The organism is Planktothricoides raciborskii GIHE-MW2 (genome assembly GCF_040564635.1).
GTDB classification, from domain to species: Bacteria; Cyanobacteriota; Cyanobacteriia; order Cyanobacteriales; family Laspinemataceae; genus Planktothricoides; species Planktothricoides raciborskii.
Window position 1 is genome coordinate 6,857,594 of record NZ_CP159837.1, and the last position, 23,663, is coordinate 6,881,256.

The 23,663-nt window shown below is 43.8% G+C and carries 22 protein-coding genes and 2 pseudogenes; 8 read left to right on the plus strand and 16 right to left on the minus strand.

From position 1 onward, the window contains the following. Positions 1 to 26: 26 nt before the first annotated feature. Complete coding sequence (gene hypD / locus ABWT76_RS29260) at positions 27 to 1,142, plus strand: hydrogenase formation protein HypD (RefSeq protein ID WP_054465542.1); 1,116 nt, start codon at positions 27 to 29, stop codon at positions 1,140 to 1,142. Positions 1,143 to 1,425: 283 nt separating this feature from the next. On the opposite strand, the gene ABWT76_RS29265 is transcribed toward hypD, so the two are convergent. The 3 genes from ABWT76_RS29265 to xseA form a co-directional block, all read right to left on the minus strand. After that, positions 1,426 to 1,788 carry an SH3 domain-containing protein gene (locus ABWT76_RS29265; protein WP_054465543.1) on the minus strand — a complete coding sequence of 121 codons (363 nt, stop codon included), beginning with the start codon at positions 1,786 to 1,788 and terminating at the stop codon, positions 1,426 to 1,428. Positions 1,789 to 2,215: 427 nt separating this feature from the next. After that, positions 2,216 to 2,455 carry an exodeoxyribonuclease VII small subunit gene (gene xseB, locus ABWT76_RS29270; protein ID WP_054465544.1) on the minus strand — a complete coding sequence of 80 codons (240 nt, stop codon included), beginning with the start codon at positions 2,453 to 2,455 and terminating at the stop codon, positions 2,216 to 2,218. 29 nt (positions 2,456 to 2,484) lie between these two features. Beyond that, positions 2,485 to 3,669 (minus strand): exodeoxyribonuclease VII large subunit, encoded by a 1,185-nt coding sequence (gene xseA / locus ABWT76_RS29275; protein WP_054465545.1) that lies wholly within the window; start codon positions 3,667 to 3,669, stop codon positions 2,485 to 2,487. Positions 3,670 to 3,875: 206 nt separating this feature from the next. Here xseA and recA point away from each other — a divergent pair, with 206 nt between their 5' ends. Then, on the plus strand, positions 3,876 to 4,961 hold the full coding sequence (recA, locus tag ABWT76_RS29280) for a recombinase RecA (RefSeq protein ID WP_054465546.1): 1,086 nt from the start codon (positions 3,876 to 3,878) through the stop codon (positions 4,959 to 4,961). A 543-nt stretch (positions 4,962 to 5,504) separates the two neighbouring features. On the opposite strand, the gene minE is transcribed toward recA, so the two are convergent. The 4 genes from minE to ABWT76_RS29300 form a co-directional block, all read right to left on the minus strand. Continuing rightward, positions 5,505 to 6,065 (minus strand): cell division topological specificity factor MinE, encoded by a 561-nt coding sequence (gene minE, locus ABWT76_RS29285; protein ID WP_082348790.1) that lies wholly within the window; start codon positions 6,063 to 6,065, stop codon positions 5,505 to 5,507. 24 nt (positions 6,066 to 6,089) lie between these two features. Further along, positions 6,090 to 6,896 carry a septum site-determining protein MinD gene (minD, locus tag ABWT76_RS29290; protein WP_054465548.1) on the minus strand — a complete coding sequence of 269 codons (807 nt, stop codon included), beginning with the start codon at positions 6,894 to 6,896 and terminating at the stop codon, positions 6,090 to 6,092. A 207-nt stretch (positions 6,897 to 7,103) separates the two neighbouring features. After that, a complete protein-coding gene (minC, locus tag ABWT76_RS29295) occupies positions 7,104 to 8,033 on the minus strand; it encodes a septum site-determining protein MinC (RefSeq protein WP_082348791.1) in 930 nt (309 codons plus the stop codon). 305 nt (positions 8,034 to 8,338) lie between these two features. Further along, on the minus strand, positions 8,339 to 8,578 hold the full coding sequence (locus ABWT76_RS29300; RefSeq protein WP_054465549.1) for an ISAs1 family transposase: 240 nt from the start codon (positions 8,576 to 8,578) through the stop codon (positions 8,339 to 8,341). Positions 8,579 to 8,727: 149 nt separating this feature from the next. Between ABWT76_RS29300 and ABWT76_RS29305 the strand changes: the two are divergent. After that, positions 8,728 to 9,433 (plus strand): annotated as a pseudogene (locus ABWT76_RS29305) (ISAs1 family transposase); the annotation flags it as partial. Between the two features lie 468 nt (positions 9,434 to 9,901). Here the strand turns inward: ABWT76_RS29305 and ABWT76_RS29310 are convergent. The 3 genes and pseudogenes from ABWT76_RS29310 to ABWT76_RS29320 all read right to left on the minus strand — a co-directional run. Next, positions 9,902 to 10,063: pseudogene (locus ABWT76_RS29310) on the minus strand (reverse transcriptase domain-containing protein); the annotation flags it as partial. Between the two features lie 120 nt (positions 10,064 to 10,183). After that, on the minus strand, positions 10,184 to 10,465 hold the full coding sequence (locus ABWT76_RS29315) for a hypothetical protein (protein ID WP_156331613.1): 282 nt from the start codon (positions 10,463 to 10,465) through the stop codon (positions 10,184 to 10,186). 42 nt (positions 10,466 to 10,507) lie between these two features. Next, positions 10,508 to 10,831 carry a helix-turn-helix domain-containing protein gene (locus tag ABWT76_RS29320; protein WP_054465554.1) on the minus strand — a complete coding sequence of 108 codons (324 nt, stop codon included), beginning with the start codon at positions 10,829 to 10,831 and terminating at the stop codon, positions 10,508 to 10,510. Between the two features lie 343 nt (positions 10,832 to 11,174). Between ABWT76_RS29320 and ABWT76_RS29325 the strand changes: the two genes are divergently transcribed. Together ABWT76_RS29325 and ABWT76_RS29330 are read left to right on the plus strand one after the other, a co-directional pair. Beyond that, the gene (locus ABWT76_RS29325; RefSeq protein ID WP_354635361.1) at positions 11,175 to 12,614 is read left to right on the plus strand and encodes a DUF2157 domain-containing protein; all 1,440 of its coding nucleotides are present in this window, start codon (positions 11,175 to 11,177) and stop codon (positions 12,612 to 12,614) included. Positions 12,615 to 12,739: 125 nt separating this feature from the next. Next, the gene (locus tag ABWT76_RS29330) at positions 12,740 to 13,411 is read left to right on the plus strand and encodes a GDYXXLXY domain-containing protein (RefSeq protein ID WP_082348793.1); all 672 of its coding nucleotides are present in this window, start codon (positions 12,740 to 12,742) and stop codon (positions 13,409 to 13,411) included. A 337-nt stretch (positions 13,412 to 13,748) separates the two neighbouring features. Here the strand turns inward: ABWT76_RS29330 and ABWT76_RS29335 are convergent, their stop codons facing one another. The 3 genes from ABWT76_RS29335 to ABWT76_RS29345 all read right to left on the minus strand — a co-directional run bounded on the left by ABWT76_RS29335 (position 13,749) and on the right by ABWT76_RS29345 (position 15,613). Beyond that, positions 13,749 to 14,177 (minus strand): response regulator, encoded by a 429-nt coding sequence (locus tag ABWT76_RS29335; RefSeq protein ID WP_054465556.1) that lies wholly within the window; start codon positions 14,175 to 14,177, stop codon positions 13,749 to 13,751. 192 nt (positions 14,178 to 14,369) lie between these two features. Then, entirely contained in the window at positions 14,370 to 14,606 is a 237-nt protein-coding gene (locus ABWT76_RS29340) for a hypothetical protein (protein ID WP_156331614.1), read from the minus strand. A gap of 50 nt (positions 14,607 to 14,656) precedes the next feature. Next, positions 14,657 to 15,613, minus strand: a complete 957-nt coding sequence (locus tag ABWT76_RS29345; RefSeq protein ID WP_231636693.1) for a DUF3153 domain-containing protein — start codon at positions 15,611 to 15,613, stop codon at positions 14,657 to 14,659. Positions 15,614 to 16,035: 422 nt separating this feature from the next. Between ABWT76_RS29345 and ABWT76_RS29350 the strand changes: the two genes are divergently transcribed. Beyond that, entirely contained in the window at positions 16,036 to 17,766 is a 1,731-nt protein-coding gene (locus ABWT76_RS29350; RefSeq protein ID WP_354635362.1) for a Na/Pi cotransporter family protein, read from the plus strand. Positions 17,767 to 17,847: 81 nt separating this feature from the next. Here ABWT76_RS29350 and ABWT76_RS29355 read toward each other — a convergent pair whose 3' ends face one another. The 3 genes from ABWT76_RS29355 to ABWT76_RS29365 all read right to left on the minus strand — a co-directional run bounded on the left by ABWT76_RS29355 (position 17,848) and on the right by ABWT76_RS29365 (position 20,896). Further along, a complete protein-coding gene (locus ABWT76_RS29355) occupies positions 17,848 to 18,555 on the minus strand; it encodes an ROK family protein (protein ID WP_054465558.1) in 708 nt (235 codons plus the stop codon). A 228-nt stretch (positions 18,556 to 18,783) separates the two neighbouring features. Beyond that, on the minus strand, positions 18,784 to 20,100 hold the full coding sequence (locus tag ABWT76_RS29360; RefSeq protein ID WP_354635363.1) for a dihydrolipoamide acetyltransferase family protein: 1,317 nt from the start codon (positions 20,098 to 20,100) through the stop codon (positions 18,784 to 18,786). 346 nt (positions 20,101 to 20,446) lie between these two features. Beyond that, positions 20,447 to 20,896, minus strand: coding sequence for a YlqD family protein (locus ABWT76_RS29365; protein ID WP_054465560.1), 450 nt, complete (start codon positions 20,894 to 20,896; stop codon positions 20,447 to 20,449). Positions 20,897 to 21,382: 486 nt separating this feature from the next. On the opposite strand from ABWT76_RS29365, the gene ABWT76_RS29370 reads away from it, so the two are divergent. Together ABWT76_RS29370 and hemN are read left to right on the plus strand one after the other, a co-directional pair. Continuing rightward, positions 21,383 to 22,102, plus strand: coding sequence for a biliverdin-producing heme oxygenase (locus ABWT76_RS29370; protein ID WP_354635364.1), 720 nt, complete (start codon positions 21,383 to 21,385; stop codon positions 22,100 to 22,102). A gap of 156 nt (positions 22,103 to 22,258) precedes the next feature. Continuing rightward, a complete protein-coding gene (gene hemN, locus ABWT76_RS29375) occupies positions 22,259 to 23,644 on the plus strand; it encodes an oxygen-independent coproporphyrinogen III oxidase (RefSeq protein ID WP_054465562.1) in 1,386 nt (461 codons plus the stop codon). Positions 23,645 to 23,663 lie beyond the last annotated feature (19 nt).

Consider the following 23,663-nt stretch of genomic DNA (forward strand, 5'->3'; position numbering starts at 1 on the left):
TAACTAAACATAAAGGATCAAAGATTATGAAATTTGTGGATGAGTACCGAGATGCGAAGGCTGCACAAGACTATGCTCTGGCGATCGCCAAAATTGTCACCAAACCTTGGACAATTATGGAAATCTGCGGCGGACAAACCCACTCGATCGTCAAATATGGCATTGATGAACTTTTACCCAAAGAAATTACCCTCATTCACGGGCCTGGTTGTCCGGTTTGTGTCACTTCTATTGAGTTAATCGATCAGGCGATCGCCCTAGCACAACGTCCAGAAGTTATCCTCTGTTCTTTTGGGGATATGTTACGAGTTCCTGGCACAGAAAAAGACTTGTTAAGTGTAAAAGCAACCGGGGCAGATGTGCGGATCGTGTATTCTCCCGTAGATGCTTTAAAAGTTGCGCGGGATAATCCTGACAAAGAAGTGGTATTTTTTGCTGTCGGATTTGAAACCACTGCCCCAGCCACATCAATGGCCATATTTCGGGCAGAACAACAAGAACTAAAGAATTTCTCCATGTTAGTTTCTCATGTGTTAGTGCCCCCGGCAATGGAAGCGATCTTAGCCTCACCCAACTGTCAAGTTCAAGGCTTTTTAGCGGCGGGTCATGTTTGCACCGTCATGGGTTACACCGAATATTATCCCATTGCCGAAAAATATCAATGTCCCATCATCGTCACCGGATTTGAACCTGTGGATATTCTCCAAGGAATTTATCTTTGCGTGCAGCAGTTAGAAGCAGGGAAAGCCGAAGTAGAAAATCAGTATAAACGTTCCGTAGAAGAACAAGGAAATATTCCGGCTCAACAGTTAATTCGAGAAGTGTTTGAAGTGACTTCACGAGACTGGCGCGGCATTGGGGAAATTCCCCGCAGCGGCTTAAAACTCCGGGATAAATATGGCCAATTTGATGCCCAAAAACGCTTTAATTTGCAGAGTATCCCGTCAGCTTTCGCCGAACCATCACCATGTATTAGTGGGGAAATTATGCAAGGAGTTAAAAAGCCTCATCAGTGTCCGGCTTTTAGCGGCGAATGTACTCCAGAGCATCCTTTAGGTGCGCCGATGGTTTCTTCCGAAGGGGCTTGTGCTGCTTATTATCGCTATCGCCAACAGTCCAATCAAACCTCACAAAAAAGTTAAAGGAGTGGCTTGATTGTGTCTCATCAGAATGCTAAATCATCAGTTTATTAGCCGGGCAGAGAAAAGAAACCGGGTTTTTTCCGAACCACCCACATTTTTGGAAAAAACAGCAAAAACCCGGTTTCTCTAATCCCGATAATAAATTTTGCCGTTAAGTTTGCCGTTAAGTTTGCCGTTAAGTTTGCCGTTAAGTTTGCCGTTAAGTTTGCCGTTAAGTTTGCCGTTAAGTTTGCCGTTAATTTTGTTGATAATTTTGCCGTTAATTTTGCCGTTAATTTTGCCGTTAATTTTGTTGATAAAAATCCCAGCTAGGCAGAATGAAAGCTGAGTGAGAACGCACAAAACAAGATTGATTATTATCGACGATTACTTCTACCCAAGGATCTCGATCCTTATCTAATTTGACTTCGCGGGATGATACCGGAGCAATCTGTGTTAAAAAACGAAATCTTCTGAGAATGTTATAATTAGTCCCCGGCCCTTGACGACAATTTAAACCGTTGGGATCTCGGTCAACCACCCGCCAAGATTGCCAGTTTACATTTCTAAAGTTTCCCCGATTATCCGGTTGTGGCTGTGCATGAACCCCAAAGGAAGTGGTGGTGATGGCTGAGGAGATCGCGATCGCGAAAATATTTCTCAACATCTTAGACATCTCCTAAATTAATTTGCTACGGCTGAATAGCACTTTCATTCATTCACAGCCGCCATCAATCAGGAAGGTGAGAGAGAAAATAAGAGAGAAAATCTTTGCCTTACAGCAGTTTTCAGATTGGTCAACCACAAATATCCGTAGGGGCGAAGGAAGGATTCCGGCAGTCTAAGGGCACGATCTTTCCGGCAGTTAATTTATTGCTTAAAATATTAATTTAACTGCCGGAAAGATCGTGCCCCTACTGCTTAAAATTTTGATATTTGATGGTTGACGGTGGACTGTTCACAGACAACGGGCAAACGAGGACTAGGAACTAATGAGCGATCGCCAAAAAGAAAGCAGAAATAACTAGGGACTAAGGACTAAGGACTAGGAACAAATAACCAAGGACAAAAGCCATAAGTGGTTGGTTAAAAAATTAAAATTCTGCCTCATCTTCTAAGGTTTCAATTAATAAATTCATTTGCTTTTTTTTCTCGGACAAAAAAACCTCGCATTCCTGTAACGCTGCTACAGCCCAGGCAAATTTATCAAAGACTTCCGCCAGGTCTAACTGGCCTGATTCAATTTCATCAATAATCGTTTCTAGGTTAGCTACGGTAGCTTCATAATTCCAATTTTTAGCTTTAGCGGACTTGGTAGTAGTAGATTTTTTCATAGGGCGTTACTATTAGCTGTACTATTCATTTAATCAGATAAAATTTCGGTAATTTTAACTTTAATCTGTCCTTCGCCTAACTGAATGATTAACCCTTGATCTAAGGATAAATCAGCGGTAGACCGGGCAATTGCCCCAGCTTCGGTTTTGGCGATCGCATAGCCGCGTTTTAACACCGCATTAGGGTCAAGGGCAGCCAATTTTTGCCGCAATAAATCACAGGTTTGGTCAGCTTTTTGCAAACTGCGGCTAGTTTGGGGAAGCTGAAGCAGGCGCGATCGCATAAAGGCTAAATTTTCCCTAGCCTCTTCCCACTGTTGTGTCACGGAACGATAAAGCGCCGTCATCCGCTGACGATGTTCCGCCTCCAGAACCCGGAAACTGGGCACGGCAATTTCTGCCGCAGCGGTCGGGGTGTGAGCGCAAACATCCGCCGCTAAATCCGCCAAAGACTGATCTCGTTGATGCCCAATGCCTGTAATCACCGGAATCGAACAATCAGCGATCGCTCGCACCACTCTTTCATCATCAAAACAGACCAAATCCTCCGTAGCGCCACCACCTCGCGCCAAAATCAACACCTCAGCGCGACCATCTGCCTCAACCCGCTGAATCGCCTGAACAATCGAACTTGGGGCTTGTTGACCCTGAACCGTTGCCGGGGAGAACAAGACCTCTAACCCTGGATAGCGTTGGCTGAGAGTTCGTTGAATATCGCCCCAAGCGGCGGCTTGCGGCGAAGTCACCACCGCAATGGTTTGGGGATGAACTGGCAAAGGTCGCTTTTTCTCCGGGTCAAACAACCCCTCTGCTTCCAGACGCGATCGCAGTTGGCGGTAACGCAACGCCTGCAACCCTTCTCCGGCTGGCAACGCTTGCCAAATCGTCAACTGATAATCTCCCCGCTGGGGATAAAGGCGAATACTGCCCAAAACGAGCAACTGTTCCCCAGTCACAGGCTGTTGCACCAACTTTCCCCGCTGACTATTCCAAGTCACACAGCGAATGGCAGCCCCCTCATCTTGCAGGGTAAAAAATATCCCACTGGCATGATGTCGTGTACTTGACACCTCTCCCATCACCCAAATTTGGCGTAAAAGCGGATCCTTCTGTAAAACTGCCTGAATATAAGCAGTCAATCCAGACACCGACACCACGGAGATATCGGCTAGATCCGCATCGGCAAGTTGAAAATCGGGCAAATCGGCAGTCATAAGCAACGAGTCAGCAGCGATCGCGACGAGCAGTCAGAGGTTTAATTTACCAGAAAACTTAGTTGACTTAAAAGTCAATATATCCTATAGTGGGTTTAAAGCCCGGAGAGAGCAATCCTAGGGCTTTTCCTTGCTGACCACAAATTTTCAGGCAAGCAAGCTAAAATAAAAGCTCTCGAAAACCCTGACAACTCTTGAGGCTAGGCATGGCTACTCAAACCTCTACGAATAGCGAAAAAGACAAAGCCCTGAAAATGGTGCTGACCCAGATTGAGCGAAACTTTGGCAAAGGCTCAATCGTGCGCCTGGGAGACGCCACCCGGATGAAAGTGGAAACCATCCCCAGTGGAGCCTTGACCCTGGATTTAGCCCTGGGAGGCGGCTTACCAAAAGGGCGGGTGATTGAAATTTACGGCCCTGAGAGTTCGGGTAAAACCACCGTCGCACTCCATGCCATCTCCGAAATTCAAAAATCTGGGGGAATTGCCGCGTTTGTCGATGCGGAACACGCTCTCGACCCGACTTATGCCGCTAACCTGGGCGTGGATATTGAAAATTTACTCGTTTCCCAACCAGATACGGGAGAAATGGGTTTAGAAATTGTGGATCAACTGGTGCGATCGACCGCTGTAGATATTGTAGTGATCGACTCTGTGGCGGCGTTGGTGCCTAGGGCAGAAATCGAAGGACAAATGGGAGAATCTCAAATAGGCTTACAAGCCCGTTTAATGAGCCATGCCCTCAGAAAAATTACTGGAAATATTGGTAAATCTGGTTGTACGGTGGTATTCCTCAACCAACTCCGGCAAAAAATTGGCGTCACCTATGGGAATCCAGAAGTGACAACCGGAGGACAAGCCCTGAAGTTTTATGCTTCTGTCAGATTAGATATCCGCCGGATTCAAACCTTGAAAAAAGGCTCAGAAGAATATGGAATTCGGGCAAAAGTGAAAGTGGCGAAAAATAAGGTTGCGCCCCCGTTCCGCATTGCCGAATTTGATATTTTATTTGGTAAAGGGATTTCTCGCTACGGCTGTATTTTGGATCTGGCCGAAGAAACTGGCGTGATTACTCGCAAAGGTACTTGGTATAACTACAACGATAATAACATTGGGCAAGGACGGGATAATGCCTCGAAGTATCTCGAAGAAAATCCCCAAATGGCGGCAGATGTTGAGAAAAAAGTGCGCGAACAATTAGAACTGGGTGCCCTGGTTTCTGCTAATTCCGTGGGACATCCTCACGATGAGGATTCTGCGGAAGAATATTCTGAAGAATATTCTGAAGATTAATGCCGATTAGAGGTTAATAAATCTCTGATAAATCAGCACAAAACCTCGGCTTCATTGTCGAGGTTTTTTTGGGCGCGATCGCATCCCCCACATTTAATTTATTGACTGCTAAATCATCATCGATTGTGTAGTTTATAGTAATTTTAAATTTAAATGAGACATTTAATCGTAGTAGGGGCGGTTCGCGAACCGCCCCTACATACGCCCCTACATAATTAATAATTGCGCGAACCGCCCCTACATAATTATATTAATCTTAATTGCAATAACTATAATATCTATTTCATCTATTTCCCGGATTATTTCCCGGATTATTTCCCGGATTATTTCCCGGATTATTTCCCGGATTATTTCTCGGATAATTTCTCGGATAATTTCCCACCATTGAAATAAAATTTCGCTGGTGAAATCCAGAGAAACAGGGATTCTCCCTCCCAGAGATTGATACACGCGGTTGGCAAAATAGACCCGCCCCGCAGAAAATGCGCGTTAGGATCTCAAAGGTTTCTCACTTCCGGTCGTTCGATCAATTTTTGGTTCTGATTAATCCCGGTCTGAATCTGGTTTTTTTTCTAGTTGTTTTGGCTCTAAATTTATATTGGGATTGGCTTCTAATCCTAATTGTAATTTAAGTTCAGGTGTGGACTTAGATGCCGTTTCTAGTTCGGCATCGATTTCCGATTCAGAATCAATGTCTAGATCGTTTTCCAGATCTATTTCCGATTCAATTTCCGGTGCTGATAGAGGAGAAATTAAGTCTCCATCGGCTGTAAATTGAGGGTAATTTGACGGCAAATCTAAGGACATTCCAGATTTAGATTTTGCCGAAGATTCTACCTGTGTTTTCATTCGCCGAATGGGAAAATTGGCAATCAACGCCGTGGCGCGATCGCTATTTTCCAGGGATAAATTAAATCCTTCGGAGTCTAATTCTACATATCGAGAAACCACTTCCAGGATTTCTTGTCGCATCGCCTCAAAGGTATCTGGAGTGATATCAGCGCGATCGTACGCCAACACCAGTTTGAGGCGGCGCTTGACTTCTAGGCGACTACTGTCAGGCCCAGATCGAGGAAACAATCTTTCGAGAAGTTCGCTAATCATGTAGCTTGCAAAAATGGTAGAGGCTTACATTATTTTGGTAAAGAACAATTTGCGGATGCGGGAAAAGAAGTTGTCTGAAGGTAGACTTAAATCTAATAACTCTACTTTTTCTCCTTCTAAACGACGGGCAATATTATCAAACGCTTTGCCAGCGAGTGTTTGCTCCTCCCCTAATACTAAGGGTTCCCCACGATTGGTAGAAACAATCACCCGTTCATCATCTGGAATCACTCCAATCAGAGGAATAGCCAGAATTTCTTGGACATCCGCTACTGACATCATGTCATTAGCTTCTACCATTTGTGGTTTAAGTCGATTCACAATTAAATGAATTTGCCGCACTCCGTGGGCTTCCAGCAAACCAATCACCCGGTCAGCATCACGCACTGCGGCAATTTCCGGCGTGGTGACAATTAAGGCTTCTCTCGCGGCGGCGATCGCATTTTGAAACCCCTGTTCAATTCCCGCCGGTGAGTCAATCAGCACATAATGATATTTCTGCAACAGTTGCTGAACAATCTGTTTCATTTGATCTGGGGTCACGGCATCTTTCATGCGATTTTGTGCTGCGGGCAGAAGTGCGAGTCCCGGTTGACGCTTGTCTTTAACCAAGGCTTGTTCTAACCGACATTGACCGGCAATCACTTCTACCGCTGTGTAAACGATGCGATTTTCTAACCCAAGAAGTAAATCAAGATTTCTTAGGCCAAAATCAGCATCGATTAAAGCTACTTTGCGACCTCGTTTAGCCAGTGCCATGCCGAGATTCGCTGTAGAGGTGGTTTTTCCCACCCCGCCTTTACCAGAAGTGATGACAATAATGCGACTCATAAATAAAATTGACTATGAGATTGCGGGTGAATGGATGGGTTATTTTTATTTACCAGCGATAAAGCTGATCAGAGTTGGACTGCCGATTTAGTTAATCGATTGGTAGCCGATTTACTTTACCATAGTGTGCTGCGTTGGTCCGAGGAACACTTCGGACTCAACCGAGAAATTTTGGTGTTTTTAACAGGGAAAGAGCAGAAATAGCAGTTATAATTCCGTTGCCGAGGAAGAAGATTTGGCAAAATCCAGAGCTCCAGCGATGCGAATACCCTCTGGGGATACATACGCCACTTCTGGATAGAATTCCGGGGGACTTTCTGGAGAACGGGCAACATAATCGCCAATTCTAATTTGGGTGGGCTCCATTTCCAAGGCCATAATGATTGATTCATTATTGCCCCGCGCTCCTGCATGGACAATGCCCCGCAAACGGCCCCAGACTAAGATATCTCCATCAGCGACCACGGAACCCCCCGGATTGACATCCCCGCGAATCACCACGGTTCCTTCATGGCGAATTTCTACCCCAGAACGAATGGTCGTTTCTAGATAAAGAGGATCGGCGAGGGCTTGGACTGGGGCATTGTTGCTGGGATTAAAGGCCGCTAGGTTGATGCGCTGTTCGACGGAATAGCCAGCGGTTGCCGCTGCCACAGCGGTTTGACGGCGAGCAGTGTAAACCCGACTGAGGTTTAATTGCACTTCAGAAAGGGCATCGGCGATCGCCTGCAATTGTCGCACATCTAGCAACCGATCCTGAGCCATCAAATAGACGGAGGTATTGGCTTGCCAGAAGCGATCGCCCCCATTTAATCGGTGTTTTAGGGCTTGCCACATCTCCATCCAATCATTCAATGGTGTATCGCCATCTTTTGCTCGGATTTCTCGGGGCAGAATTAGCAAGAGTTTTCCATCCTTGGTGGTAAATCGAGGCTGCAAGTTCGGATCGATCGCAATGAAGAAATCTGGCTCCTCCGCTGATTTATCCTCAGTCACTTGCTCCTCCGTCGAGGAGGTCTCCGGTTGCTCCAGTTCTTTCTCTGGAGGGGTTTCTGCAGAGATGTTGGTGGCTGGGATGTTGGTAGAGTTTTCCTGGGAAATGGTTTCCGACAATGGAACAGAAGTATCAGAAGTCATGCGGCAAACACAGGCGCATTAAGGCTTTGAATAGTTTAACAAAATTATAGACATACCTAGACAAAAATTGAAAACTCTTTTTGATTTATAGGAGAATATCCGCTATGAGGCGGAAACGAAATGCAGCTAGTCGAGAGGCATCTAATCAAGAAGACACATGAGGATTGGCAAGAATGCGATTCTTTATGGTTTAAAGCCAAGAATCTTTACAACCTCTGCAACTACTACATAAGGCAACGGTTCTTCGAGACTGGCAAGGTCTGGCCTAATACTAAGTTGTATCACTTGGTAGCCGAATCTTATGCCTATAAACATTCGATATCTTCCCACCCCTGATCACCGCCAATCACAGCTAAAATAGCAATGACTAAAATATCTTTAAGGTTGTGTTTTTGGGTTCTTGCCACTCTCGGATCGGGAACAGAAGCTACATAATTTAATAAATTGGCTTGGATTTCGTTTAGAGAAGTTAAGGTTGGTTGGTCAGATATTCTAGGTTGAGGGGGTTGAGGAAGTTGATCTGCCGATGCAAAACCCTTTGTCATTGCCTTTGACTCCGTTTCAAATTGATTGACTATCACTGAGATTCAAATTCAAAATTGATTATAGGTTTAACTTCGGTGACTCGAACCCATTACATATTTTGACAAATTTATCAAGGACATTTTTTACTAAATTAGATGAGCTTACCCTGAGTGAACAACGTCTAGTATTAGCGCAAGTCAAAGTCGAAGACCATTAAACATGAAATTACTGCAAATTACTGCAATTCCCGCTCTATTGGCATTATTAGATATTCAAGAGGCAATTATTACCATTGATCCGATGGTAACCCAGACTGATATTGTCCGACTCCTTAGAGAGAAAAAAGCCGATTATGTGTTGACACTCAAAGGGAATCATCCAACTCTTTACACCCAAGTAAAAAACTGGTTTATCCAGGCTCAAAGCAACCATTTTGAATGCCTTGATGTTAGTTATGTATGACCAACGCATTGACAAAGGGCATCATCGTGTTGAAAAGCGTCACGTTTGGGCTGTACCACTGTCAGCTTTTGGTGGTCTTTATCAACAGGAGCAATGGGAACGGACTTCAATGTGTCGTCATGGTTGAGAGAGTCCGTCATCTGTGGAACAAAACTACTCGTGACGTTCACTTTTATCTGTCTTCTTTACCTGCTGATGCCCAACATCTTGGTCGTGTGATTCGCCAGCACTGGGGCATTGAAAATCAAGTTCACTGGACAATAGACGTTACTTTTAAAGAAGATCAATGCCGGATCCGCTTTGGTCATAGTCCTCGTAATTTCGCCTTTCTCAGACGTCTGGCTCTTAATCTCCTTAATCAAGAAAAAACTTTCAAGAGCAGTGTGCGTCAAAAAAGTAAACGGGCTTCCATGAAGATGAGTGCCATATGTGGTGGGGATATCTGTGTAGGTATGTATGGGGTAAAACAGACGAACGGATTTCAGTCCCCATCACGAATGAGAGACAGAAGCAGACCTACTATGGAGCGGTGGATTTATATACTCAGCAGTGTCTAATTCAAGTCGTTAAGAAGGGGAATTCTGAGTCAGGCGATAGCCTTCATTAAATATTTGTTAGACCAATATCCTCAGAGTAGGATTGCCATCATTTGGGATGGTGCAACGTATCATCGTTCTCAGGCCGTCAAAGATGATCTAAAGTCGGTCAATCAAGAACTCGATGAATCTCACTGGAAAGTGACTTGTATTAGCTTTGCTGCCAATGATCCAACTCAGAATCCCATTGAGGATATTTGGTTTGAAGCGCTTGGTGTGTCTTCCTGAGTGGTTGTTTCTGAACTTGTTGAAACATTGTTCAATTGCATCTTGGCAGCTTCTTCAGGGTCTGAAGCCATAGGAGTTTGCTTCAAACACGGCTTCCCATTCAGGTTCCATTACATTTTTGACTATTGCTTGTGCGACTCTATCCTTGATGGTGGGAATCCCTAGAGGACGTTTCTTGCCATTGGATTTGGGTATATATACCCGTTTTGTGGGTTTTGCTGAAAGGCATCACAGCAATTCTCATTTTGGAAATTTAACTGCTAGCTCGTTGAGTCCTTTCTGTGAGGGCTAGGGGTGGAAATCCCTATAAGGTTCGGAACCTTGTTTCAAATGACCATTTCAGGTCGCGCCCGTGTGAACGAATCGCACTGAACTTTTCAAAGTAATTGTTTCCCCCGGCAATTGCCATCCATAAGGGATAACAGGAGTCAGGCTAAACCCAACTTCATCTAAATACCTTAAGTCTATGTCGCCTTTTTCATCAAGGTTTTTTAAGACTGATAATTTTTCTAGCTTCAGATCATATTCCCACTCAAAGGGTGACCCGTTGAGACTTATGATCATTCTTTTCCTGGTCATGCCGAATTCTTTTACCACTTTTTTTAGGGTAGATTTACTCACTTTGATTCCCCAGGATTCTTCTACCTGATTTATCACTTTTTTTCAAGTTTTCGGCTCCGACTTCACCCACTCTTTCACTTGTTCCTTTTGGGATGATGACAACTTGGGTTTTCTGCCTCGGCCTGCCCGGTCATACAATCCTACTAATTTTTGAGTTTCCCACTTCTGAAACCAATAGTGTATGGTACGGCGGCTGACTCCGAATATGTCGATGAGTTGCTCTCTCCTGAAACCGCTAAAACTTAATAGAATACAATGGGCTCGGGCTCGCACTTGAGTCCGCTTGCTTTCTTGATAAATTCTTTCTAGAAGTCTTTGGGTTTCTGGACTTAAATTCTGAATAAATCTCACTTTAGTACCAAGCACCGGTGGATTTTCCCTATGCTATTATACACGAATCACAAACAATGTGCAATTTATTTTACACCAGTGCTTATCAGCCGCTTAAACTGAGCATTAACACCGTCGATCGCGGTGCTTGATGCGTGTGGTAGTAGGGGGCAATTTATCAACTGTCCCACAGCCAACGGAACCAAAATTCAGTTGTGTTACAAAAAAGTTGTTCGTTCATATCCCAGTTGATTAACTGGCATATCATCAACGGAATTAGCCACCGGGGGTCCAGAATCCCCAATAGATCGGGAGGCTGATTCATTTTTCCTTTAAGACTTTTTTCCTTTGAGACTTCTCTTTAAGGCTAGTTTTGATTATGGTTTCAGAAAAATTTCGCCATGAATTACGCAAAGAATCTCAGCAATGGCAAGCGGAAGGATTGATTAGTTCCCGGCAATATGAGGAATTATCCCAACGCTATAGATTTAATCAGTTAGACTCCGCCGCCAGCGATCGCTTTATTAGTATCTTAATTGGTTTAGGATGTATTCTCCTGGGTTTAGGGGCGATCACATTTGTCGCCGCAAATTGGCAAGATTGGTCACGAAACTTTCGGGTTATATTACTGTTGGCCGTATTTTTGACCGTGAATATCAGCGGCTTCTATCTTTGGCGACAACCGACCCGTAACCCTGGAAAAAAACGCTTGGGTCATGGATTATTACTGTTCGGGTCGCTAATTTTAGGGGCAAATATAGCCCTAATGTCCCAGCTTTTTCACCAAAGCGGCCCCATTTACGAGCTATTTTTATATTGGTCATTAGGTGTCTTACCAATGGCTTTTGCTCTCCGGTTAACTTCTTTAGGAGTTTTCGCCCAAATTCTCCTGGGAATCAGCTATTTTTCAGAACTGACAGATTACGGTCGAATCGAAGAGTTTGGTTTCTCGCAAATACTGATAAATCATTTGCCGATCTCCCTCAGTTTATTATTTGTTCCGTTAGCTTATTGGTGTGGTTCGCGGGTAATTTTTGCCTTAGCCAGTATTGGCATTACCCTCAGTTTTATGATCGGTATTAATCCCTTTGCCTTGGGTACGAACGGCGGGGGTATTTTGGCCGCGATCGCCTTTACTATACCGCCCGCTTTATTATGGGGTTATCGCGATGATTTATGGAAATTTACCAGAATCTGGATCGCCAGGATGCCTGCTTTAAATGAATATTCTTTTCAGGCCATTTCACGAGCGATCGCCCTTTGCTTTTTCGCCATATTTTTATATTTCTTTTCCTTTCACGGAGTTTGGGATCGTTGGTTGTGGAGTGATCCTAGTGTCACAGAAATCGAAAAGTTTCGCCAATTTTTACCCGATGTATTCTTGTTGAGCGTCTTTGCCTTCATGGGATGGCTGCAAATTTTCAAACAGCCTCAAAATCTGAATCCATTTCAGACCCTTAACATTAACAATGGGATGATTCTCATATTGATGAGCGTCATCAATATCTTATTGATCGTCCACCTGAATATTACGCCGATTCTGCCAATTGCCACCATCGCCATTAACATTTTATTAGCCTGGTTCGCTATTGGGTTAATTCGGGATGCCTTAACCTTAGTCAAACGCACAACCTTTTGGTATGGCATGGTGCTGTTAGTCTTGCAAATTACCAGTCGGATGTTTGAATATGACACAGAATTGCTGTTAAAAGCCATCGTCTTTGTTATCTGTGGTGTGGCCATTATTGCGGCGGGTTTGTGGTTTGAACGTCAGCTTAAAGCCGCGAAAGCTAAAGCATCTTTACCTGAATCAATTTAGGAAAAATGGATAAAGGGGAATATAGCAAAAATTATTTATAGTCACATTCCCCTATATTTTTCCATGTTTTTTCCAACAACAACGATTAATTCATTTTTGTCAAATTCGTTAAAGGAATTCAGCCCATGATATCACCGAAAGAAAATCACCAAAATCCTGAATCAGAACCAAAAGAATATCAGCCAATTGCTGAGGCTAAAAATTCTGGAAAATGGTGGAAATTCGCCGTAATCCTGGTATTACAAACCGGATTAATTTTAGCGGTTCCCGCTCAAGCGGTTTATACTCATTTAACCGGAACCACAGTTATTTTGGAAACTAGACCCGTCGATCCTTACGATCCGATGCGGGGTTACTACCAAACTTTATCCTATAAAATTTCTGATACCGATACTTTGAAGAAGTTACCCGGTTGGGAAGAAATCACCCCGCAGAGAAATTATGCCGCCAATTATCAGTCAAACTCTCAGACTTTTTATATTGTGATGGAACAACCAGCAAATCCAAAAAGCACCCTCACGCCAAGTCCTTGGCAACCGATTAAAATTAGTCGCGATCGCCCCCAAGATTTGGCCGCGAATCAAGTGGCTATCCAGGGAGAATATATCAATGAATGGCAGATTCTCTATGGCATAGAAACTTATTATATGCCCGAAGACCAAGGAGAAAAAATTAATAATGAAATTGCTCAAGCTCAACGACAACCACAGGCTTTTGTAGTGGAAATTAAAGTGGATCGATCGGGGAATTCGGTGCCTGTCAGTTTGTGGGTGCGCGATCGCAACTATAAATTTTAAAATTAGCTAAAATCAGCTAAACTCAGCTAAACTCAGCTAAACTCAGCTAAAATCAGCCAATCATATGAAGTCTTATGAAGTCATAATTAAGCAGCCGCTAGAGGCGATCGCTAAATAAGATTAAAATAGGGTTTGATTGGCTTGAGATATTCTGGAGGCGCGACCCTCGCTGAATTGCTGAATTAATTAGTTTTTGCCCGTTGATTAGTTTTTGCCCGTTGATTCACGGGAAAAAATAGGTTAAAAATAGCTTAATTTGGCTGAAGTGGGTCGGCCTCTATAAAGCCGAAGATAGAATAGCCGATAGAGAATCGCTGGTGATGTTAAATCTCTCAAATTATTTGATCTTTGACCGTTGCTCCACTGTCTCTTCAGAATTCGCATGAATACTCAGAAAAGTTTTCACCACTTGACACAACTGTTCACTTTGAAACGGTTTGGTTAAATACTCCGTGGCTCCGGCTAATCGTCCCTGCACTTTATCAAACATTCCATCACGGGCGGTTAACATAATAATCGGCAGTTCTTGAAACTGTGGAATGTTACGCACCGTGCGACAGAGTTCAAGACCGTCAATTCCTGGCATGGTTACGTCGAGCAATAATAGTGCAATCTGATCGTGGTAAATAATTGATAAAGCGTCCACGGCGTTATCGGCGACCAGCACCCGATATTCACTGGATAAAGCCCTTTTTACCAGGTCTTGCATCACTGGACTATCATCTACCGCTAAGATTGTCGGGCTTTGATTCTCATTTGACGACATTTTTTCCCTCCAGTTTTACTTTCAAAGTACCCTGACTGCAAAATTTGTTGATTCAGTTTTGATTCTGACAACGGTTTTGTTTATGTTGGCATCTAGTTGGCATCTAGTTGACATCTCACTCCAGTTTGTCTGAATTATGGTTTTTTTCTAGGAAATCTAGCAGACTCCTACTATCACTTTAGCTTATTCTCGTCAACAGTTGCGAAGGTTCCCAATTAATATTACCGCCATCAATACTACCGTCATAAATATTCCTGAGACGATCGCCTGGCGGTGGGTTCCGGTTGCAGTCCGGGAAAAAAGCGATCGCGGCTTTCCCTGGATCCTTTGTTTGATGGGGGCGATCGCTTCAGGATCCGACAGGGACTTAAGTCCCTGTCGGATGCGAAACTTGACGTTAAGCCTGCCCCCGCGAGGGGGGGTTGACACCAATGCCAAGCGGAACCGCCCCTCGATCGGTAGGGTGCGTTACGCTGCCGCTAACTCACCCTACCGATCGAGGGGTTGCTTAAGTCCTGTTCTGGTTTTGAAGCGATCGCACCAGAGTTGGGGTCTTCTGTTGACCGTTCCTCTGTTGACCCCTGTGGGGGTGACAACAGATTTTTCGCATACATACTGATGCCAATAAATAAAGCAATCATTCCCGCCCCAATACCAATCGGACTTGGCACCCAGAAAGTCACCTCAATATGGTTCAGTTGTCCTGGTTGTAAATGCCAAATAAAGGTTTTTCCCTGGTCTATAATTTCGGGAATTAGCGGTGCATTTTGACTTATTTTTGCTTCTAATTCACTCTCTGGAGTAACGGCAGCATCGGTAATAACTTCACCTCCCCAAGGAGTTTGCAACGCAAATTTTAAATCCAGCAAAGCCCCTGGGCTAATTAACAGGTTACCATTGGTAGAAATGACACCGAGCGATCGCAAATCCAAATCATAAATTAAGCGATTCCGCAAAGCAAACAACCAATTATTTTGGGTCACGGTCATTGCTGCGGAAATTGGCGGCAGGTCTGGGTCTAATTCTTTTTTCGCTCCAGAACCCGGTTGACCACCGGGATTCATAAATTGATTAATTTTATCGGCTAATTCAACCCCATTATTAAACGGAATCTTTACCACAATTTCTTGGTCAGAAATTTTCTGAGTTTTTCCGCCTAAATCACGAGTACGCCGCTTAATACTCTCTAGCCATAATCTAGCGGTTTCGCTGCTAAATGAACTCAGCCGTTCTCCAATTTGAATATGTTGAATAATCTCCCCATGAGTTTGACTGGCAAAATTAATTCCTAAATCATATTTAACACAGCCACTCAATAGCATTAAACTACAAGCCATAAGCATCACGACTAAACTCCGGGACTGTCTGAATGATCCACGCAGTTTTTTACTCAAGTCTGTCATCGGATTTAACCCTAACATGATTGTTTCTTTCAAATTATTATCTCCTAATTATCTCCTAATTCTTTCCTGATTCTCTCCTGGAAAAATTGCCCTCTGAGTGAGCGATCGCCCTCCCAGGTATCAATCACAACTAAGTCTATTTTAAGACCGATGATGTCTAATCTGGTTTTATTGCTATAACTAATAACACATCTGTTATATAGGATAAAATCAAGCCGGTTTTTCCGGTTGACTATTTTCGGCGGAATGCTGACCCCCGATCCGGGCATTCTCCCGACCCCAGAGAAATCAAAAATTTTAACCAGCTTTAAACAGGAAAAAAGTGACTTAGACAACTGGGGATCAACTAAAAAATGTTTTTAATTGATTTTATAAAAGAGTTAATATTAAATAAGTAGACCATTAAAAGTTTAATGGCTTTTAATGGCTTAATTTTCTCTGAAGGTTGACAAAAAATGACAGTCACAAACACAATTAGTCTTTTAGAACTCGGTAAAATTACCGTGGGTCTTTGTGGAGGTCTGGCCTTTTTTCTCTATGGACTGGAACAAATGACCGAGGCATTAAAACAAGTTGCCGGTAAATCCATGAAGCTTATGCTGGCTAAACTGACCTCGAATCATTTTAATGGCTTGATGGTGGGAGCATTTGTCACCGCTGTGATCCAGTCCTCAACGGTGACAACGGTTTTGGTAGTGGGTTTTGTCTCTGCTGGTTTGATGACGATGCCCCAATCCATTGGGGTGATTATGGGGGCGAATATTGGCTCCACGATTACCGCTCAAATTATTGCTTTCAATATTACTCGTTCCGCCTTAGTGTTTTTTGCCCTGGGTTTTGGTTTGCAACTGATTTCTAAACGACGATACTTTCGCCTGTATGGTGTTTTGTTAATGGGCTTAGGTCTGATGTTTTATGGGATGGAGTTAATGAAGATCGCCACAACTCCACTTCAGACTTATCCCCCGTTTATTGAATGGATGCAGCAAGTGCAAAATCCTTGGTTGGGCATAACTTTGGCGGCGGTTTTTACGGCGTTAGTGCATAGTTCGGCGGTGACAACTAGCTTGGTGATTGTGCTGGCTAGTCAAGGTTTATTGAGTCTGGAAGCCGGAATTGTTTTAGTGTTTGGCGCAAATATTGGCACTTGTGTCACGGCAACTTTGGCATCATTGGGCAAACCTTCAGCGGCTTTTCAGGCAGCGATGGCCCATGTGTTGTTTAATACTTTGGGTGTGATTCTCTGGATTGGGTTTATCGACCAACTAGCTGATGTAATTCGCTGGATCACTCCGGTTTCATCATCCTTGGAAGGTATGGGTAAACTGGCGGTAGAAACGCCCCGACAAATTGCTAATGCCCATACTTTTTTTAATGTGGCAAATGCATTTATTTTTATTTGGTTTGTCCCGCTTTTCGCTAGGTTTTTACAATGGTTAGTCCCCGATCGCTCTCTGGAGAAAGCACAATGGCAACCAAAATATCTGGATGACCTTTTGCTGACTACCCCAGCTTTGGCCTTAGATCGGGTGCGTTTGGAGTTAGCTGAACTGGGAAAAATTACCCTTCAGATGGTGCGGAGTTCCCTGCAAACCGTTGAGCAAGGAAACAACGATCAGGTGACAGCCCTGAGAACGATGGATGATGATGTGGATCGACTCCATGAGGCGATCGTTGCTTATTTAAGTCAGCTAAGTTTACAAAGGTTAGTCCCGCCCCAATCTCAGTTAATCTCAATGTATTTGGATATTGCCGGTTATATTGAAAATATTGGCGATACCATTGAGACAAATATGGTGGAACTGGGTTATCAGCGGCTGCGCCATGAGATTAAATTAAGTGATTCGACGCAACAGGTTTTAAAGTCACTGCATGAGGAGGTTTGTTTAGCGGTGGAACAGGCGATCGCCTCTGTGGTTTCTGGCGATCAAAAATTAGCCGCCGAAGTTGTGGCTATGAAGCCGCATATTAATCAGTTAGCTGACCAAGCTCATCATCATCTAGCGATGCGTTTAAAAGCTAACCAATCTAATGGCTTAGTAGCATTTCGCGTCGAATCCGATTTTATTGAATATTTGAAGCGATTATTTTATTTTGCCAAGCGAATCGCTAAACTGATGGCGGAAATGAATGTAGAAATTAATGGTAATGGTCAAACCCATTATGATTTAAAGCTTGATTTTTAATCCCCAGCAAATCTGGGTTGATTAACCCGGATTTGCTATCAGATGGGCAAAATATTGCCAATTTTCGCTCGATCTATATCTTTAATCTTTCCACAGGGCAATGCCACCCAATAAGCCGTGAATATTGGGGATAATTGTGACATTTTCTGGTAAGTCGATCGCAATTTTTTTGGCTTCGCCCCCACCGATATAGATGCGATCGCAGTTAAACATATTTTGCCAAGATTCTAGGGCTTTTTCTAATCGTTTATTCCAGCGTTTTTTGCCAATTTCGTCTAAGGCAGTTCGGCTTAATTGTTGTTCGTAGGTTTCGCCTTTTCTAAATGGATGATGTCCCCCTTCCAAATTCGGGACTAATTTACCATCCACAAACAAAGCTGTACCAAATCCAGTGCCGAGAGTAATCACTAATTCTACTCCCACACCAGCGATCGCGCCTAACCCTTGTATATCCGCATCATTACAAACTCGCACGGGTTTTCCTAACCGTTCAGATAGGACAGTTGCTAAATTAAACTTCACCCAATCGGGGTGTAAATTCACTGCGGTGTAAATCACTCCATGCCGCACCACTCCGGGAAAACCCACCGATACTCGGTCAAATTCTCCTTGTTCACTGGCTAAAGAGGCGATCGCTTGAATCACTGGTTCTGGTTGTGCGGGATTGGGAGTCGGCACCCGGTTGCGTTCCGTCAAAGGTTCTCCCGCTTCATCTAATACAATGGTTTTAATCCCACTGCCGCCAATATCAACTGCTAATGTTCTAATATGCTGCTTTTTTTTCGTCATTTTTTCACCTCAAATAAACTTAAATTAACAATAATTAATCAAAAATTTAGGGAGCGATTTAATCTGAATTAATCTAAATTATTCTCAATAATATTCAATTAAATTTTTCCCATACAATTCGCCCACCGAACCAAAAAAAGCGATCGCCATAACCATATAGAAACCGGGTTTTAGGGCAACAATTAGAAGCTTTTTCCCCTAAGTTAACCCAGAAACCCGGTTTCTTGATTACATCGTCAAAGACTCAGGCTTAGTCTCAATTAATTGCGCCAAATCTTGCAAGAAAGCAGCGGCATGAGCGCCATAAATCACCCGATGATCGCAAGTAACATTCACCTGCATCTGACGCTTCACCCCGAACATTCCATCGTCAGTGGCTACTACTTGCGGACGGGAAGCACCGATCGCCATAATCGCCCCTTGACCGGGTGACAACACCGCATCAAAACGGTCTACCCCAAACATCCCTAAATTAGAGATGGTGAAAGTGCCGCTGTTGTATTCTGGGGGTTGCAGTTTCTTAGCTCTAGCCCGTTCCACCAAATCCTGCCAAACTCGCGACAGAGAATAAATATCCAACTGGTCAGCATTTTGCAGCACTGGGGTAATTAAACCGCCATCAGGCATCGCCACACCGACTGCAATGTTAATCGCACTACTATAGGCGATCGCCCCATCCCGATAACTGGCATTCATAATCGGATGTTTCTGCAACGTATTCGCCACCGCCTTAGCCAACAAAGCAGTCATGGTCACGCCCTTGGGCTTCAGTTGCTTATAGAGTCGATCCAGATTATCCGTAGTAATCGTATAGCCAACGCGGAACACCGGCATCTCCAGGCTGGCGTTCATATTCGCCACCACTGCTTTTTGCAGGGTATTTAACGGCACCACTTGACCGGGGGCTGACGGGGCTGGAGTCACCACGGGGGTCACGGTTCGAGTCACGGTGGGGACTGGTGACGGGGCGACGGGAGCAACGGGGGCAACGGGAGCAACGGGAGCAACAACCGGAGTCGCCACGGCAGCGGCTGGTTGCAACCCGGCGGCTGCTTCCACATCTTCCGCCACAATCCGACCATGCGGGCCACTACCCTTTAAGGTGTCTAAATTAACTTTGAGTTCTTTGGCCAACTTTTTCGCACGGGGGGAGGCAACGGTGCGACCATTGTCCACAGTGGCAGGTACGGCAGGTGTACTCGTTGCGGCTGCTTTGGGCGCTGGGGCGCTGGCTGGTGCAGCACTGGTGCTGGCAGCGGGTTGCGACAGATTTTTCGCCTTCTGTTTTGCTACTTCGATTTCCGCTTCCGTTTCCGCGAGAAAGGCGATCGCCTCTCCTACTGGGGCTGTACCACCGGCAGGGACAATAATCGTTGCCAAGTACCCGGAATAAAAGGACTCTACGTCCATATCAGCCTTATCCGACTCGACAATTAAAACGGTTTCCCCTTTTTCCACCTTGTCCCCTGGGGCTTTTTCCCAGGAAACAATTTTACCTTCGGTCATTGTGGAGCTCAGGGCGGGCATGAAAACTTCGTGAATCATGGGGAGAAAGTTTCCGACTAGACGCTAAAATAAAACAAAATGTACGCCGATCGATCCGCCGATCGATCTGGTCGATAGAATCAACCACCGCGATCGGCAGATCCCCTACAAATAAATATGCATAGGGATGCGTAAGTCCTAATCAAAATTAGGTCAAATGGCATTGTACCGTGATGCTGGACACCACGGATACAATTCGCCCAATTTTCGCCAAATTTTTGCCAAATTATTTTACTGGCATTATGGGTCTGGCATTATGAGCCTGACATCATGGGTCTGACATTATCGGCCTGACATTATCGGCCTGACATTATCGGCCTCACATTATGGGCGATCGGTCATACCCTTATAGATCCCCGCGAATTTCTTCCACGATCCCATCCCGTAATAAAATTTCCACTTGCATTTTTTTAATCAGATTCTCACCCAGTTCAACGGTAAAAAAGCTTTCAACCTGAGTTTGGGTGACTTCTGTTTCCAGTTCCAAGGTCTGCACTTGTTGCAAGTTTTGCAAAATTTGATTTTTCTGATCCAGCAGCTTACGTTGCTGATTGTTAACCTGAGATTGAATACTTTCCATCTGTTGCTGGATTTGTGCGCCACCGACACTAGCACTCTGTCTTTGCAAATCACTCATCGCTCGGTTCGCCTGGATTTCGATCTGCTGTAACTGAGTATCCAGTTGGTTAATTTGCGCTTGTAATTGTTGTTGGACTTCTTCTTTCCATCGTGGCGTCACAACGGCTTTCACGATTACATTGCGCTTCAGGAAGAGTTGTGAATTCGATAAATCCATGTATTTCTCCGTAATTATTAGAGTATCGGAACCTATTGCATATTAGTGCAGAAGCTAAAAAATCGGGGAACGGGGAAGAGAGGGTGTAGGGTGTAGGGTGTAGGGTGTAGGGAAGAGTGAATAGTCAATAGTCAATAGTCAATAGTCAATAGTGATATTTATGCATAACTTTTCAATGCATCACTTTTAACTTTTCACTTCTCCCCCCGATGGCGGCCCTACACCGATGGCGACCCTACACCGATGGCGGCCTTACACCCTACACCGATGGCGGCCTCAACCAACAACCAACAACCAACAACCAACAACCAACAACCAACCTATTGTGAATTTTTATTAAACTGACTATACTTAAAAGCTACATCACTATAGAGTAATAAAAAGATTAAGACACCGGGTTTCGCGTAAGTATTATTACTGAGAAACCTTTTTCCCTCAGAAACTTTCTGATTCAGGCACCCGATTACAAACCATTAACAATTCAGCATGAGCAGTCAACTAGCCGCAAAGCTTCGGGAAGGAACAAAAAAGCCTCATAGCACAGCCGAAAACACGGGTTTTGTGCTGTGTTTAATCAAAGGGGTTATCGAACCCATCTCCTTGAGAAAATTTCTTAGCTACTTATATTTTGTCTACAGTGCATTAGAACAAAATCTAGAAAAATATCGGCAACATCCGGTGGTTGAGCCGATGTATTTTCCCGAACTGAATCGCACCGCAAATTTACAAGAAGATTTAGCCTATTTTTATGGCGAAAATTGGCGCGATAAAATCACTACCTCAGAACATTGCGATGTTTTTGTAGCGCGGATTCATGCCGTATCAGTCACTCATCCAGAATTATTAGTGGCTCATGCTTACACTCGCTATTTAGGCGATTTATCCGGCGGTCAAGCATTTCGGAAAATTTTTCGCAATGCTTTAAAATTACCGGCAGACAAAGGCACAAGATTTTATGAATTTGATGCCATTTCTGATATCCCAGCCTTTAAAGATCGCTATCGCGATGCTTTAAATTCTTTGGTAGTCAGCGATGAAATTGCCGATAAAATTGTCGCTGAAGCAAATGAATCATTTTATCTCAGTCGCAGTCTATTTAAAGGACTAGAAGTTGATTTAATTAAAGTCATTGGCCAAGCAGAATACGATCGCATTGCCAGCCAAACCCACCCCGGAAGTACGGAAACCGTAGGGGCTAGATCGTAGCCTAAATCTGCCAAAACGGGCGATCGACCGGGTTGCTAAATAAATCTTGTTTTGATCTCTTGTTCTAATTTCAGACATAAAAATAACCCGGGTTTTTAACCAATTTTTGTCCCACTCTTACTTGATTCCACTCTTAAAATTTCAGAAATAACGACTATGAAATTATTAACCCAAGACGTAAAATTTGACCACGATTTGATTGTCAAGTACGATCGCACCAGCGCCCGTTATACCAGCTATCCCACTGCCCATGCCTTAAGCAGTGAATTTACCGAGACAGCTTTACACGACTGTATCGCCCGGAGTAATGAAAAAAAATCGCCCCTATCCCTTTATTTTCATATTCCTTTTTGTCAAAGTGCTTGCTATTTCTGTGGTTGTAATGTGATTGTCACCCAAACCCAGAAAGCTATTGAACCTTATTTGAATTATTTATATCAAAATATTGCCAACGTTTCTGGGTTAATTGACAAAGACCGGAAAGTTTCTCAACTTCACTGGGGTGGGGGAACTCCGAATTATTTAAGTCTGCATCAAGTGGAAGCCCTCTGGACTAAAATTAATCAACATTTTACTTTTGCAGACAATGCCGAAATTTCTATAGAAGTCAATCCCCGCTATGTCGATCGCAACTATATTTTTCTCTTACGGGAATTAGGCTTTAATCGGATTAGCTTTGGGATTCAAGATTTTAATCCCCAAGTTCAAGCGGCAGTGAACCGAGTTCAGCCAGAAGAATTGCTGTTTAACGTGATGAGTTGGATTCGGGAAGCGGGGTTTGAAAGTGCAAATGTGGACTTAATTTATGGGTTGCCTTTCCAAAGTCTGAGTACCTTTACCGAGACGATTGAAAAAACCATTAAACTCGATCCAGAACGGGTGGCGGTGTTTAATTTTGCCTATCTGCCCAGCATGAAACCTGTACAAAAAAATATTGCGGAAAAAGACTTGCCGCAAGCAGAGGAAAAACTGGCAATTTTACAAATGGCGATCGAAAAGTTAACCAGCAATGGTTATGTATTTATTGGCATGGATCACTTTGCCAAACCGAATAATGAGTTAGCGATCGCCCAACGGGAAGGGGAACTGCACCGCAACTTCCAAGGCTATACCACCTTACCTGGGGCCGACTTATTTGGCTTTGGCATTACTTCCATTAGTATGCTCGATGATGTTTACTTCCAAAATCATAAACGCCTGAAAGATTATTACCAAGCCATTGATGCAAAACAACTGCCGGTAGAAAAAGCAGTATTTCTGGATTTTGATGATATGCTGCGTCGGGAAGTAATCATGGAACTGATGTGTCAGTTCAACTTATCCAAACGTCAGATAGAAGCCAAATATGATCTGAATTTTGAGCAATATTTTGCTTGGGAACAAGAGCATTTACACGCCCTAGAAAAAGATGGACTGGTACAGGTGGACGCGGAAAAAATCCAAGTTACCCCAGTGGGTCGGTTACTCATCCGCAATATTGCCACAATTTTTGATGCTCATAGCCGCCAAAATCAGGTAAGAATACTTTCCCGATCTATTTAATAAAGTAACCACAAAGCAA

Coding starts and splice junctions, on each gene's coding strand:
- hypD (WP_054465542.1), top strand. CDS start 27: ATGAAATTTGTGGATGAGTACCGAGATGCGAAGGCTGCACAAGACTAT.
- ABWT76_RS29265 (WP_054465543.1), bottom strand. CDS start 1,788: ATGTTGAGAAATATTTTCGCGATCGCGATCTCCTCAGCCATCACCACC.
- xseB (WP_054465544.1), bottom strand. CDS start 2,455: ATGAAAAAATCTACTACTACCAAGTCCGCTAAAGCTAAAAATTGGAAT.
- xseA (WP_054465545.1), bottom strand. CDS start 3,669: ATGACTGCCGATTTGCCCGATTTTCAACTTGCCGATGCGGATCTAGCC.
- recA (WP_054465546.1), top strand. CDS start 3,876: ATGGCTACTCAAACCTCTACGAATAGCGAAAAAGACAAAGCCCTGAAA.
- minE (WP_082348790.1), bottom strand. CDS start 6,065: ATGATTAGCGAACTTCTCGAAAGATTGTTTCCTCGATCTGGGCCTGAC.
- minD (WP_054465548.1), bottom strand. CDS start 6,896: ATGAGTCGCATTATTGTCATCACTTCTGGTAAAGGCGGGGTGGGAAAA.
- minC (WP_082348791.1), bottom strand. CDS start 8,033: ATGACTTCTGATACTTCTGTTCCATTGTCGGAAACCATTTCCCAGGAA.
- ABWT76_RS29300 (WP_054465549.1), bottom strand. CDS start 8,578: ATGACAAAGGGTTTTGCATCGGCAGATCAACTTCCTCAACCCCCTCAA.
- ABWT76_RS29325 (WP_354635361.1), top strand. CDS start 11,175: ATGGTTTCAGAAAAATTTCGCCATGAATTACGCAAAGAATCTCAGCAA.
- ABWT76_RS29330 (WP_082348793.1), top strand. CDS start 12,740: ATGATATCACCGAAAGAAAATCACCAAAATCCTGAATCAGAACCAAAA.
- ABWT76_RS29335 (WP_054465556.1), bottom strand. CDS start 14,177: ATGTCGTCAAATGAGAATCAAAGCCCGACAATCTTAGCGGTAGATGAT.
- ABWT76_RS29350 (WP_354635362.1), top strand. CDS start 16,036: ATGACAGTCACAAACACAATTAGTCTTTTAGAACTCGGTAAAATTACC.
- ABWT76_RS29355 (WP_054465558.1), bottom strand. CDS start 18,555: ATGACGAAAAAAAAGCAGCATATTAGAACATTAGCAGTTGATATTGGC.
- ABWT76_RS29360 (WP_354635363.1), bottom strand. CDS start 20,100: ATGATTCACGAAGTTTTCATGCCCGCCCTGAGCTCCACAATGACCGAA.
- ABWT76_RS29365 (WP_054465560.1), bottom strand. CDS start 20,896: ATGGATTTATCGAATTCACAACTCTTCCTGAAGCGCAATGTAATCGTG.
- ABWT76_RS29370 (WP_354635364.1), top strand. CDS start 21,383: ATGAGCAGTCAACTAGCCGCAAAGCTTCGGGAAGGAACAAAAAAGCCT.
- hemN (WP_054465562.1), top strand. CDS start 22,259: ATGAAATTATTAACCCAAGACGTAAAATTTGACCACGATTTGATTGTC.